The 13,097-nt window shown below is 62.8% G+C and carries 11 protein-coding genes; 7 read left to right on the top strand and 4 right to left on the bottom strand.

The window, feature by feature from the left end:
- Nucleotides 1-247: 247 nt before the first annotated feature.
- Both LWF01_RS12870 and LWF01_RS12865 read left to right on the top strand, forming a co-directional pair.
- The gene (locus LWF01_RS12870) at nucleotides 248-2,761 is read left to right on the top strand and encodes an ATP-dependent Clp protease ATP-binding subunit (protein ID WP_349637770.1); all 2,514 of its coding nucleotides are present in this window, start codon (nucleotides 248-250) and stop codon (nucleotides 2,759-2,761) included.
- Between the two features lie 78 nt (nucleotides 2,762-2,839).
- Nucleotides 2,840-3,361: an amino-acid N-acetyltransferase gene (locus tag LWF01_RS12865; protein WP_349637769.1), complete on the top strand. Its 522-nt coding sequence runs from the start codon at nucleotides 2,840-2,842 to the stop codon at nucleotides 3,359-3,361.
- Nucleotides 3,362-3,501: 140 nt separating this feature from the next.
- Here the strand turns inward: LWF01_RS12865 and LWF01_RS12860 are convergent, their stop codons facing one another.
- The gene (locus LWF01_RS12860; protein WP_349637768.1) at nucleotides 3,502-4,548 is read right to left on the bottom strand and encodes an HhH-GPD family protein; all 1,047 of its coding nucleotides are present in this window, start codon (nucleotides 4,546-4,548) and stop codon (nucleotides 3,502-3,504) included.
- A gap of 69 nt (nucleotides 4,549-4,617) precedes the next feature.
- On the opposite strand from LWF01_RS12860, the gene LWF01_RS12855 reads away from it, so the two are divergent.
- Nucleotides 4,618-5,244 (top strand): hypothetical protein, encoded by a 627-nt coding sequence (locus LWF01_RS12855; protein WP_349637767.1) that lies wholly within the window; start codon nucleotides 4,618-4,620, stop codon nucleotides 5,242-5,244.
- A gap of 7 nt (nucleotides 5,245-5,251) precedes the next feature.
- On the opposite strand, the gene disA is transcribed toward LWF01_RS12855, so the two are convergent.
- The 3 genes from disA to LWF01_RS12840 all read right to left on the bottom strand — a co-directional run bounded on the left by disA (nucleotide 5,252) and on the right by LWF01_RS12840 (nucleotide 8,427).
- Nucleotides 5,252-6,307 carry a DNA integrity scanning diadenylate cyclase DisA gene (disA, locus tag LWF01_RS12850; protein WP_349640921.1) on the bottom strand — a complete coding sequence of 352 codons (1,056 nt, stop codon included), beginning with the start codon at nucleotides 6,305-6,307 and terminating at the stop codon, nucleotides 5,252-5,254.
- Nucleotides 6,308-6,427: 120 nt separating this feature from the next.
- Entirely contained in the window at nucleotides 6,428-7,837 is a 1,410-nt protein-coding gene (gene radA / locus LWF01_RS12845) for a DNA repair protein RadA (protein ID WP_349637766.1), read from the bottom strand.
- Nucleotides 7,838-7,884: 47 nt separating this feature from the next.
- Nucleotides 7,885-8,427, bottom strand: a complete 543-nt coding sequence (locus LWF01_RS12840) for an NUDIX hydrolase family protein (RefSeq protein WP_349637765.1) — start codon at nucleotides 8,425-8,427, stop codon at nucleotides 7,885-7,887.
- A 346-nt stretch (nucleotides 8,428-8,773) separates the two neighbouring features.
- Here LWF01_RS12840 and LWF01_RS12835 point away from each other — a divergent pair, with 346 nt between their 5' ends.
- Genes LWF01_RS12835 through LWF01_RS12820 form a run of 4 tightly spaced genes read left to right on the top strand, consistent with a single transcriptional unit; the run spans nucleotide 8,774 to nucleotide 13,095 of the window.
- Entirely contained in the window at nucleotides 8,774-10,270 is a 1,497-nt protein-coding gene (locus LWF01_RS12835) for an MmgE/PrpD family protein (RefSeq protein WP_349637764.1), read from the top strand.
- Complete coding sequence (prpB, locus tag LWF01_RS12830) at nucleotides 10,270-11,163, top strand: methylisocitrate lyase (protein ID WP_349637763.1); 894 nt, start codon at nucleotides 10,270-10,272, stop codon at nucleotides 11,161-11,163. Before LWF01_RS12835 ends, prpB begins: the two co-directional genes overlap by 1 nt.
- A gap of 29 nt (nucleotides 11,164-11,192) precedes the next feature.
- Nucleotides 11,193-12,314 (top strand): bifunctional 2-methylcitrate synthase/citrate synthase, encoded by a 1,122-nt coding sequence (locus LWF01_RS12825; RefSeq protein ID WP_349637762.1) that lies wholly within the window; start codon nucleotides 11,193-11,195, stop codon nucleotides 12,312-12,314.
- Between the two features lie 13 nt (nucleotides 12,315-12,327).
- Nucleotides 12,328-13,095 carry an enoyl-CoA hydratase/isomerase family protein gene (locus LWF01_RS12820; protein WP_349637761.1) on the top strand — a complete coding sequence of 256 codons (768 nt, stop codon included), beginning with the start codon at nucleotides 12,328-12,330 and terminating at the stop codon, nucleotides 13,093-13,095.
- Nucleotides 13,096-13,097: the final 2 nt, after the last annotated feature.

Here is a 13,097-nt window from a genome sequence, read left to right as displayed (position 1 = left end):
GCCTTCGGCTACTCCAGGTTCGCCGTGGGCGTACCTGGATCCGGAACATACGTCTGACCGGGTCGGTTGTACTCTTCGTAGGCCTCTAAAGGGCTTCGGCTGTTAGCTGAACTTGATCGTATGGCCGATTTTCTCTCACGCTGTGGGCGAAAATTGGTCCATACGGGCTTTCGGCTGGTTAGCATCGAATAATTCCGCCGAGGATTCTAGGATCCTCAACCTGCGGCGGGGGCAAGCGAGGAGTGACATGTTTGAAAGATTTACCGACCGCGCACGACGCGTTGTCGTCCTGGCCCAGGAAGAGGCCAGGATGCTCAACCACAACTACATCGGCACGGAGCACATCCTGCTCGGGCTCATCCACGAGGGTGAAGGCGTTGCCGCGAAGGCGCTCGAGTCGCTCGGAATATCGCTCGACGCCGTTCGTGAGCAGGTGCAGGAAATTATCGGCCAGGGTCAGCAGGCGCCCTCCGGCCACATCCCGTTCACGCCTCGGGCGAAGAAGGTGCTTGAGCTCAGTCTTCGCGAGGCGTTGCAGCTTGGCCACAACTACATCGGCACAGAACACATCCTGCTCGGACTGATCCGCGAAGGTGAGGGAGTGGCAGCCCAGGTGCTGGTAAAGCTGGGCGCCGACTTGACCCGGGTCCGCCAGCAGGTTATTCAGCTGCTTTCCGGCTATCAGGGCAAGGAGCCGGCCGTTGCCGGAGGCCGTGAGGAAGGTCAGCCGTCGGGCTCCCTGGTGCTCGACCAGTTCGGACGCAACCTGACTGCTGCCGCTCGCGAAGGCAAGCTCGATCCGGTGATTGGCCGGGAGTTGCAGCAGGAGCGGGTCATGCAGGTGCTCTCGCGCCGCACCAAGAACAATCCCGTGCTGATCGGTGAGCCGGGCGTCGGTAAGACGGCCGTCGTCGAGGGACTCGCGCAGGCTATCGTGCGCGGTGAAGTCCCCGAGCCTCTCCGGGACAAGCAGCTGTACACGCTCGACCTCGGTGCCCTCGTCGCGGGTTCCAGGTACCGCGGTGATTTCGAGGAACGCCTGAAGAAGGTGCTGAAGGAGATCCGCACCCGTGGCGACATCATCCTGTTCATCGACGAGATTCACACTCTGGTCGGAGCGGGTGCCGCCGAGGGCGCCATCGATGCGGCCTCGATTCTCAAACCGATGCTTGCCCGCGGTGAATTGCAGACGATCGGTGCGACCACGATCGATGAGTACCGCAAGCACATTGAAAAGGATGCCGCGCTCGAACGCCGTTTCCAGCCGATCCAGGTGCCCGAGCCTGCGCTGGAGCACACCATCCAGATCCTCAAGGGATTGCGTGACCGGTACGAAGCGCACCACCGGGTGACGATCACCGATGGCGCTCTGACGGCCGCCGCAAATCTGGCCGACCGCTACATCAACGACCGGTTCCTGCCGGATAAGGCGATTGACCTTATCGACGAGGCCGGCGCACGTTTGCGCATCCGCAGGATGACGACGCCGCCTGAGTTGAAGGAGCTGGACGAGCGGATCGCCAATGCTCGCCGCGAGAAGGAAGCCGCGATCGACGGGCAGGACTTCGAGAAGGCTGCCGGCCTGCGGGACACCGAAAAGAAACTGATCGATGAAAAGAACGAGCGCGAGAAGCAGTGGAAGTCAGGCGATATGGACGTCATCGCCGAGGTCGATGAGGAACTCATTGCTGAGGTGCTGGCGGCCGCAACCGGAATTCCGATCTTCAAGCTGACCGAAGAGGAGTCTTCGCGACTACTCCGGATGGAAGAAGAGCTGCACAAGCGGATCATCGGCCAGGAGGAGGCCGTCAAGGCGCTCTCCCAGGCGATCCGACGCACTCGTGCCGGACTGAAGGACCCCAAGCGTCCGGGTGGCTCGTTCATCTTCGCTGGACCAACCGGTGTCGGTAAGACCGAACTCGCGAAGGCCCTTGCCGAATTCCTGTTCGGCGACGAGGACTCGCTGATCCAGCTCGATATGAGCGAGTACTCGGAGAAGCACACCGTGTCGCGGCTCTTCGGCTCGCCTCCCGGATATGTCGGCTACGAAGAGGGCGGTCAGCTGACCGAGAAAGTCCGGCGCAAGCCGTTCTCGGTTGTGCTATTCGACGAGGTGGAGAAGGCGCACGCCGATATCTTCAACTCGCTGCTGCAGATCCTCGAGGATGGCCGGCTCACCGACTCGCAGGGCCGCGTCGTGGACTTCAAGAACACCGTGATCATCATGACCACGAACCTTGGAACCCGCGACATCTCCAAGGGTCAGCAGATGGGCTTCCAGATCGAAGGAAATGCGCAGACGTCCTATGACCGGATGAAGATGCGCGTCAACGACGAGCTGAAGCAGCACTTCCGCCCCGAGTTCCTCAACCGGGTGGACGACACCGTGGTGTTCCCGCAGCTGGAACCACACGAGATCGTCAGAATTGTCGACCTGTTCGTCGAGGCGCTCGACAAGCGGCTGAAAGACAAGGACATGGGCATCGAGCTCACCAGGGAAGCCAAGGACGAGCTGGCGACCCGCGGCTACGACCCGGTTCTGGGAGCGAGGCCGCTGCGTCGCACAATACAGCGCGATATCGAGGACCAGCTTTCCGAAAAGATTCTTTTCGGAGAGCTCAAGGCCGGCGAAATCGTGCTGATCGATGTAGAGGGCGAAGGCTTCGACAAGAAGTTCACCTTCCGCGGCGAACCGAAGCCCGCCGTACCGGAGATCGCGCCGATTGCAACCAGCGGTTCCACCGGTGAAGGCAAAGGCTGACAGCGCGAAGGCCGCAGTTATGTAGTACCAGAACGCCCGGTCATCTGACCGGGCGTTCTGCGTGCCAAAATGTTGATTATGGCTCCTTCTCAGCTGGCGATCCGATCCGCCACAACAGCAGACGTTAAATCCATTCGATCGCTGGTGGAGCCGCTGGCCGAGGAGCGGATCCTGGTCGCCAAGGACGCTGTGGCCTACTTCGAAAGTCTGCAGGAGTTTCGCCTCGTGGTGGCCCGGGATGAGGACGGTAACGAAGAGATCGTTGGATGCGGAGCCTTGCATGTGCTCTGGGAAGACCTGGCCGAAGTGCGCACGGTCGCGACCTCTGCCAGCTGGCGTGGCAGGGGGGTAGGCCGAATGCTTCTCGAAGCACTGCTGGACAACGCCCGGGAAGTCGGAGTCAGCAGGGTGTTCTGCCTGACCTTCGAAGTCAGCTTCTTCACCGGTCTCGGTTTCGTGGAGATCGATGGGACGCCGGTCACGCCGGAGGTCTATGCCGAGCTGCTGCGTTCTCATGACGAGGGGATCGCCGAGTTCCTCGACCTCGCCCGGGTCAAACCGAATACGCTCGGCAACAGCAGGATGCTCAAGCACCTGTGAACGGGTCGCTGGCGCCTCGTCGGAGCCTGCATCCACCCAACATTTGCGACGGCTAGGCCGTTACGCGACCCTGATTTCGCTCGCATCGTGAGATCTTCGCGGTTACCGGCGAGTTAGGCCGCGCAAATCTCTGGGCGCAATCAATCCGGCAGGCTGATTGCGCCATCGCGCACGCGGGCCAGCCCATCGGCCACCAGCCCGTCGACGATCCTTGCCAGCCGGGACTGCTCAGGGGCTAGGGAACGCAGCCGGGCAAGAGCGTCGGCCTGGTCGGGGCTATGCACAGGCAGTGCCTGCCTTGCTGAGCCGGCCGGAACACCAGCCGTTGCGTCGGCAAGGATGTTTATCGGGAGCGCGCCGGCCGTTGCGTCGGCAAGGATGTTTATCGGGAGCGCGCCGGCCGATGCGTCGGTAAGGGCGTCTATCGGGAGCGCGCCGCCAGGGGCACGCAAAACATCCATCACCGCTCCACGCAACTGCCGATCTGTTCCGTGCCAGGCCTGTTTGCGCCCGGCTCGGTCCGGGGCCGGAGCAGGCGCACCATCGAGCTGCCACTGGCAACTCCGCTTTATCGGACAGGCATCGCACCGTGGCGAACGTGCGGTGCAGATCAGGGCACCGAGCTCCATCACCGCGACGTTCCATTCGGCAGCCCTTGCCCGGGTCGCCGGCAGGAGCTTCTCTGCCAGCCGGGTCTCGGCAGCGGTAAGTGTTGGCTGAGGGACTGCCTCGCCTTTGATCGCCCTGGCAAGCACCCTGCGAATATTGGTGTCGACGACGGTGTGTCGTTGGCCGAAGGCGAAGGAGGCCACTGCGGCGGCGGTATAGCTGCCGATCCCAGGCAGGCCAATCAGCGTGCTGTAGTCGTCCGGAACCTGTGCGTCGTGGTCCCGTACGAGCGCCTTGGCTGTCTCGTGCAGCCGAAGGGCGCGACGCGGGTAGCCGAGCTTCCCCCAATTGCGCACGACATCACCGGCGGAGGCTTCGGCGAGTTCCTTCGGTGTCGGGTACATCTGCATCCACGCTCGCCACACCGGTTCGACCCGTGCGACCGGGGTCTGCTGGAGCATGATCTCGCTGACCAGCACTCCCCAGGCGGTGCGATCGTCGGCACGCCACGGTAGGACACGTGCGTGTGCCCGGAACCAGTTGAGCACTGGCCGATGCAGTTTCGTATGGTCAGACATAGCCTAAGAATTGTCTCATTCGGCGAGCCTGCGAGCGGTTCGGGGCGAAAGACTCTACCGTCGTAATCGATGGGTACGAGCAAGAAGACACGCAGCCAGCTTCCGCATTCCGTTTACGTGCGTAGGCGGATTGTTGCTCTGCTCATCTTGTTGGTGATCCTGGCGCTGATCGTCACCGGCGTCGTAACTCTGGTTCGCGGAGTATCGGGCATATTTGCCGGCGATGAGCCTGATGTGACGCAGCAGAAGGACCCGGCGCCGGAAGCCACGCCCGCCAAATCGCAGCAGGCAGACGCTGAGTGCATTGACGCCAGTGTTGCGCTCAGTGCGGACACCGACGCTGAGTCTTATCAGAGCAGTGAGAAGCCGAAACTGTCCTTGATCGTCAAGAACACGTCCGCGGTGACCTGCACCGTTGATGTTGGAACGGCGCAGCAGGAGTTCCTGATCGCCTCCGGCGCGGACCGGATCTGGTCGAGCAGGGACTGTTACGACAAGGACGCAGACAAGGAGTCGGCGGAGAATGTCGTAAGTTTCAAACCCGGCGAGGAGAAGCGCTCCGAGCTGGAGTGGAACAGGATGCGTTCGACCGAGGGCTGTAAGGCCGGTCAGCCGGAGGCCAAGGCAGGCACATACACCTTGACCACGAAAGTCGGCAAGGCCAGCAGCGATCCGGTAACCTTCTCGCTCGGCTAGCGAGGGATCAGGTGTATCGGTCGACCAGGCTGATTTCGGCAAGCCGGGACAGCGATTCGCGTACCGTGCGGGCTCGCTGTTCGCCGATACCGTCGACTGTCATCAGATCGTCCAGGTTGGCCGCAAGCAGCTGCTGCAGGCCGCCGAAATGAGCGACCAGCCGATCTGTGACAGCCGGGGGAAGCCGCTGCACTTTCGCAAGCATCCGGTATCCCATCGGGCTGACGTTCGAATCGAGGGCATCGCCGCCGATCGGTGAGCCGAGGATCCGTGCCACCTGGTTCACATCGATCAGATCGCTGCTGGACAGGGCGGCGATATCGGCCATGATCACCTCGGTCGGCCGTGGCCGTTTTGTCGCCGCCTGGTAGTCGCGGACGAGTAGCTCCTGGGCCGGCCCGATCGATCCGACGAGCTCCTCGTGCTGCAGTGTGAGCAAGCGGCCGTCTGTTCCGAGTTCGACGATGTAGGCTTCGATCTCGGCTGAGATGCGTCGCACCATTTCGAGCCGCTGAAGCACGGTGCAAACATCGCTGACGGTGGCCAGATCTTCGATTTCAAGCGCGGTCAAAGTGGCGGTAACTTCGTTGAGCCGTGCCTTGTATCGTTCGAGTGTGGCCAGCGCCTGATTTGCCCTGGCCAGGATCACCTCGGAACCCTCGAGCACATGACGGCGATCGTGGACGTAGATCTGGATGATCTGCATGGACTGGCTGACGGATACCACCGGGAGGCCGGTTTGTTTGGCGACGCGTTCCGCGGTGCGATGGCGCGTTCCGGATTCGGAGGTTTCGATCGATGAATCAGGAACCAACTGGACGGCCGCCTGTACGATCCGCGTGGCATCGCGGTCGCAAATCACCGCGCCGTCCATCTTCGCGAGCTCACGTAGCCGGGTGGCCGAGAAATCGATGTCGATCTTGAATCCGCCGGTGCTGATGTTCTCCACTGCCCGGGAGAAACCCAGCACGATCAGTGCGCCGGTTCTGCCACGTAGAATGCGCTCGAGCCCGTCGCGCAGTTCAGTGCCTGGCGCCACCGCGGTAAGAGTTGCACGAAGCATGTCCTCGGTCGATCGTTCCGTGACCACTAAAGTCCCTTCGCCACTCTTACATGTCCGAGGTCATTCTAGGCGGTTGTTTCCGCCTCAGGACTCGGCAGGTGCAAGCCGGGCGCCTGCCGGTCAGCGCAATACCGTGTCTATCGCCTGCTGAACGCTGTTAACCTCTCGGACTTTCATGCCTTGCGGTATGACGAGCTGATCTAGCGCATGGGACGGCACGAGGGCGTGGGTAAACCCGATTCTCGCCGCTTCCGATAGTCGGCGGGATACCCCTGGGACTGAACGCAGCTCACCCGACAATCCGATTTCACCGAACGCCACCAGGCGATGGTGGGTCGGACGGTCCAGGTACGCCGAGGCGAGCGAGATAGCCGCCGCGAGGTCAATCGCCGGTTCGGTGACCTTCGATCCGCCGACCGTGGCGACATAGACATCTTTGGAACCAAGCGGAATCTCCAGCCGCTTGCCAAGTACCGCGAGGACCATCGCCACCCGGTTGCTATCCAGGCCGCTGGTCGCGCGACGCGGCGATCCCCCGGCCGAATCCGCGACCAGGGACTGAACCTCGGCGACCAGCGGACGCCTGCCTTCAAGCGTCACCGAGACGCAGGTGCCGGAAACCGGTTCCCCGGATTGAGAAAGGAACAGGCCGCTGGGGTCGGGCAGACCGACGATGCCTTGCTCTGTCAGGTCGAAACAGCCGACCTCATCGGTGGGGCCGTACCGGTTCTTGATCGCCCGCACCATTCGGAGCCTGGAATGTCTGTCACCTTCGAACTGGCAGACGACGTCAACCAGGTGCTCCAGCATCCGCGGCCCCGCGATCGAGCCGTCCTTTGTGACGTGGCCGACGACGATTGTCGACATGTTCCGGTCTTTTGCCGCACGGATCAGGCTGGATGTCACTTCACGCACCTGTGTGACGCCACCCGCAGATCCCTCGACCTCGCCTGAGGCGATGGTCTGCACCGAATCGACGATGAGCAGATCGGGCTCGGTGTTCTCGATATGCCCGAGCACGGTAGCCAGGTCGGTCTCGGCCGCGAGGAAAAGGCGGGGCCGGAGGGCGCCGATCCGTTCGGCCCTCAGGCGGATCTGTGCCGCGGATTCCTCACCGCTGATGTAGAGGATCTTCCTGCCCTGTTGTGCCGACTGGGAGGCTACGTCGAGTAGCAGAGTCGACTTGCCGACTCCGGGCTCTCCAGCCAGCAGGACAACGGCACCCGGTACCAACCCGCCGCCAAGAACCCGGTCGAGTTCGGCAACGCCGCTTCCGACAGCTGTCGCCGCCTCGATGTCGATTTCCGCGATCGGTCGTGCGGGCGAGCTGATGACGGCGGGCCTCGTGGTGCGCGCTGTGGCGGCAGAGCCGACTTCTTCGACGGAACCCCACGCCTGGCACTCGCCACAGCGACCCACCCACTTTGCCGCCGTCCATCCGCACTCGCCGCAGCGATAAGTCACGACGGGCTTCCGGGAGGGCTTGGCACGGGGCGCGGATCGCGTTCCGGTCGTTGGTGAACTACTCATGGGTAAAACGTAGCCTTCGGCTCTGACAGTGGCGCCGCTGGCCGCGCTCAGGCCGGGGGGAAGCCAAGGTGCGCGAGCGCCTGGCGCAGCACAAGGCCCTGCCCGCTGGCCATTTCCGCCTGCACAGCTGAGCCCGCAGCCTCATCGGGCGTGAGCCAGTCGAGTCGAAGCGCGTCCTGTCGTGGACTGAAATCACCGGTCACCGGCAGAATGTACGCCAGTGCCACGGCGTGCTGCCGCGGGTCGAAATAGCCTGAGACGCCTTCAGTGGGGAAATACTCGGCCACGGTGAAAGGTTGCGGGCTCGGCGGAACCTGCGGCAGCGCCATCGGTCCGAGGTCCTTTTCTATATGCCGCAAGAGGGCGTCCCGGATCCGCTCGTGGTAGAAAACACGTCCCGAAACCAGCTCTCTGCTGATCTCGCCGTCCGCACTCGATTGCAGAAGCAGGCCTATGCTCTGAACCGCACCCGCGGAGTCGACCCGCACCGGCACGCCATTCACATAGACCATCGGAAGCCGGCGGCGCGCCTCGCTGAGTTCGTCTGGCTCAAGCCAGCCATCGGAAGTATCCACTGCGGTTCGGGTCATACTGCCTGTCTACCAAATCCCGCGCAGCTCGGAACCGGCGACACCCTCAACCGGCCGGAAAAGCGATCCGTCTAGCGTCAGAGCTATGTCGTGCCGGAGGCGATCTGACGGCCACGGCGGTGAACCGGGACGGTGAGATTAAGCGCCGTTATCGAGCGCCGGACGACCCCCAGCGAACTCGCCAGGGCCAGGGGGCGATTGGTCAATTCTCTTGTCGTCAAGTATCTTGACGACAAGGTAAAATTAAAGCCAATTGGGCCTGTCGGCACCGAAGGCTAGGCTTTAAGTGAGCCGCGACCCGGCTTCACTCAGCTGTCAGCGATGACTTAAAGGAGACTGCACCGTCATGGTCGATCATCAGGTACGCGTTTACCGCAGCGAAGAACGTTTGGCTCGCGAAGACCAGCTGGCGTGGAAAATTGCCGAGGTTGCTGCCGACCCCGTCGAGATCGAGGCGGAAGTGACCGATATGGTCATCAACCGGATTATCGACAATGCGTCGGTCGCGGCGGCATCCCTCACGCGCGCCCCGGTCTCGCACGCGCGGCAGCAGTCCGCAGCACACGTGCTGGCTCCGGGCGCGCCGATCTTCGGCCTGCCGCTTAGCCAACGGGTTTCACCCGAGTGGGCCGCCTGGGCGAATGGCGTCGCCGTCCGCGAACTCGACTTCCACGACACTTTCCTTGCCGCCGACTACTCGCACCCAGGCGACAACATCCCGCCGATCCTGGCGGTCGCGCAGCACTCAGGCGTCGCTGGTGCCGACCTGGTTCGGGGTATCGCAACCGGTTACGAAATTCAGGTCGGCCTGGTCAAGGGCATCTGCCTGCATGAGCACAAGATCGACCACATAGCGCACCTGGGCCCATCCGCAGCCGCGGGAATCGGAACGCTGCTCAAGCTGTCCACCGAGGTGATCTACCAGGCGATTCAGCAGGCGCTGCACGTCACCACGACGACACGTCAGTCCCGCAAGGGAGAGATCTCCAGCTGGAAGGCCCACGCACCGGCCTTCGCCGGAAAGATGGCTGTTGAAGCAGTTGACCGCGCGATGCGGGGTGAGGGATCGCCCTCGCCGATCTACGAAGGTGAAGACGGCTTCATCGCCTGGATCCTTTCCGGCAAGGATGCGAAGTACACGGTTCCGTTACCCGGCCCGGGTGAGGCCAAGCACGGCATCCTGGAGACCTACACCAAGGAGCACTCCGCGGAGTATCAGAGCCAGGCCCTTATCGACCTGGCCCGCAGAATGGGCCCCAGGATCGGCGACCTGTCGAAGGTGAAGAAGGTCACCATCCACACTTCGCACCACACGCATTACGTGATCGGCACGGGTGCCCGCGATCCGCAGAAGATGGATCAGACGGCCAGCCGTGAAACGCTCGACCACTCGATCATGTACATCTTCGCGGTCGCCCTGGAAGACGGGGGCTGGCACCACGAACACTCCTACGCGCCTGAGCGCGCAGGCCGGCCCGAAACGGTTGCGCTCTGGCACAAGGTTGAAACCACCGAGGACCCGGAGTGGACCCGGCGCTACCACAGCACCGATCCAAATGAGCTGGCATTCGGTGGCCGGGTAGATGTCGAACTAAATGATGGCACTGTGATCACGGATGAGATCGCGGTCGCCGACGCGCACCCGCTCGGCGCCCGACCATTCGCACGGGAACAGTACGTAGCGAAGTTCCGCACCCTCGCAGACGGCGTCATCGCTGCCGGGGAACAGGATCGGTTCCTCGACCTGGCGCAGCGCCTGCCCGAACTCACAGCAGACGAGGTCGCCCAGTTGTCCTGGTCGGTCGCTGGCCTGCCTGCTGCGAACACGAAGGGGATCTTCTAATGCTAGGAGCGACATCCACAGCCGCCGAGCGGAGGCTTGCCCTGCGCAAGGGGCTCGCCGGCGATCAGATTCTTCGGTTTCCGGGAGCGATCAACCCGCTGACCGCGCAGCTGATCGAACAGCTCGGGTTCGACGGCGTCTATATCTCCGGCGGTGCCTTCTCCGCCGCCATGGGCGTGCCCGACATCGGGCTGACAACGCTTTCCGAGGTCACCGAACACGGGCAGCAGATCTCCCGCGTTACCAATCTGCCGTCTTTCATTGATGCCGACACCGGCTTCGGTGAGCCGATGAACGTAGCCCGCACCATTCAGTTACTGGAGGATGCCGGACTATCGGCATGCCACCTGGAAGACCAGGTCAATCCGAAGCGTTGCGGCCATCTGGACGGCAAGGACGTTGTATCCATCGAAGAGATGACAAAACGGATCCGCGCGGCCGTTCAGGGGCGACGGGACGAGAACTTCGTGATCTCTGCGCGGACCGATTCCCGGGCCGGCGAAGGACTGCCGGCGGCAATCGACCGGGCCAAGGCCTATGCCGATGCCGGCGCGGACCTGATCTTCCCGGAGGCGATGAAGGATCTCGGCGAGTTCGAGGCATTTGCCGAGGCGCTGGATGTGCCGATTCTTGCCAATATGACGGAGTTCGGCAAGAGTGAACTCTTCACGGCCAGTCAGTTGCAGGATGCCGGTGTGCAAATGGTGATCTACCCGGTAACCACGCTGCGGCTGGCAATGGGAGCCATTGAGGCAGGCCTGACCCAGATCCGTGACGAGGGAACGCAGGCGGGTGTCGTGGACAAGATGCAGACCAGGGCCCGGTTGTACGAAGTACTCGATTATGAGTCGTACAACAGCTTCGATTCCGACGTCTTCAATTTCACTCTTTGAGAAACGCAAGAGGCAAGGGAGTTCAAGAAATGGCAGAAGAGAATATTCACAAGGGACTTGCCGGCGTCGTCGTCGACACAACTTCGATCTCGAAGGTTGTGCAGGAGACCAACTCCCTGACGTACCGGGGGTATCCGGTACAGGAACTCGCGGCGAGCCGCTCATTCGAAGAGGTCGCCTATCTGATCTGGAACGGCGAGCTGCCGAGTGAGGAGCAGCTACGGGAATTCACCGCCCGTGAACGCTCGCAGCGCCAGGTCGACCCACGAGTCATCGAACTGATTCTCGGCCTGCCGAAGGACGCGCACCCGATGCAGGTCCTGCGTACAGCGGTGTCGTATCTCGGCGCGGCCGATCCGAAAGCCGAGGAAGACGGCACGGAAGCGAATCAGGCCAAGGCCGAGCGCCTCCTGGCCCAGATCCCGACACTTGTGGCCGTCGACCATCGGCGCCGGCACGGACTCGAACCGATTGCCCCGGACTCCGAGCTAGGCTTCAGCGCCAACTTCTTCCAGATGACCTTCGGCGAGGTGCCTGAGGACGAGGTTGTGCGCGCGTTCGACATCTCGATGATCCTGTACGCCGAGCACAGCTTCAACGCCTCGACCTTCACGGCGCGCGTTATTACCTCCACGTTGTCCGATCTGTACAGCGCGGTCACCGGAGCTATCGGCGCGCTCAAGGGGCCGTTGCATGGCGGCGCCAACGAGGCAGTCATGGCGATGCTCGAAGAGGTAAAGACGGCCGACCGCGCGGCCGAGTGGCTCGATGAAGCGTTGAGCAGCAAGAAGAAGATCATGGGGTTCGGACACAGGGTCTACAAGAACGGCGACTCCCGGGTGCCGACCATGCGGGCGGCCTTCGAAAAGATGGCGGCGGTCAAGGGCGCCGATGATCTGCTCGCGCTGTACAACGCCTTCGAAAAGGACTTCGTCGATCGCAAGGGCATCTATCCGAATCTGGACTACCCGTCGGGGCCGGCTTACCACCTGATGGGCTTCGACACCGAGGCGTTCACACCGATCTTCGTGATGGCGCGGATCACCGGCTGGACCGCGCACATCATGGAGCAGCAGGCCTCCAATGCACTGATTCGCCCGCTGAGCGCCTACAACGGGGAAGACCAACGCCAGGTTCCGAGCAAGGACTAAGGTGACGCCGAGCGTGTCAGGGTTCGACGTCGCACGCACTGGCGGCGTCGCAACCCTGACGATTGATCGTCCCCGCAAGCTCAACGCGCTGACCACCGCCATGTGGCAGGCAATCCCGGGGATACTGGATGAGCTTGCCACAGCCGCAGACATCGATGTCCTGGTCATTCGGGGCAGCGGCGGCAACTTCAGTGCTGGATCGGATATTTACGACCTTCCGGATGACCTCCAAACATTCTGGAAGATCAATTCCGCCGCAGACGCCGCGATTGCCGGATTTCCGCTGCCGACAATCGCTGCAATTGAGGGCGTGTGCGTGGGCGGCGGGAGCGAGATCGCCGTCGCGTGCGACCTTCGCGTGGCCACGCCTTCGGCCCGGTTCGGCATCACGGCGAGCAAACTGGGTGTGCTCTATCCGAGCGGGCCGACGGAGCGTCTGAAAGAGCTGGTCGGGCCCGGCGCCGCTCGCCGGATTCTGCTCACCGGGGAACAGCTGGACGCCGAGACGGCCCAGCAACTCGGCCTGGTCGACTACCTGTGCGACGACGTGTCGGCCAAGGTTACGGAGCTCGCAGGCACCTTGCAGGACCGCTCGTCGCTCAGTCTGTTTTTCACGAAGCAGGCGCTGCTCGGCAATCACCTGGAGGCTGACGAAGCGCTGTCCGGCGCGGCGGCGGACGAACTCCGTGAGGGCAAGGCCGCCTTCGCCGAGAAGCGCGCCCCGCGTTTTCCCGCCCATGGCGTCCTTCAACGGCCTGGATGGCACCGACGGGCACGCTGAGT

Source organism: Saxibacter everestensis, from assembly GCF_025787225.1.
GTDB lineage: Bacteria > Actinomycetota > Actinomycetes > Actinomycetales > Brevibacteriaceae > Saxibacter > Saxibacter everestensis.
This window is presented reverse-complemented; position numbering and strand designations above follow the sequence as displayed.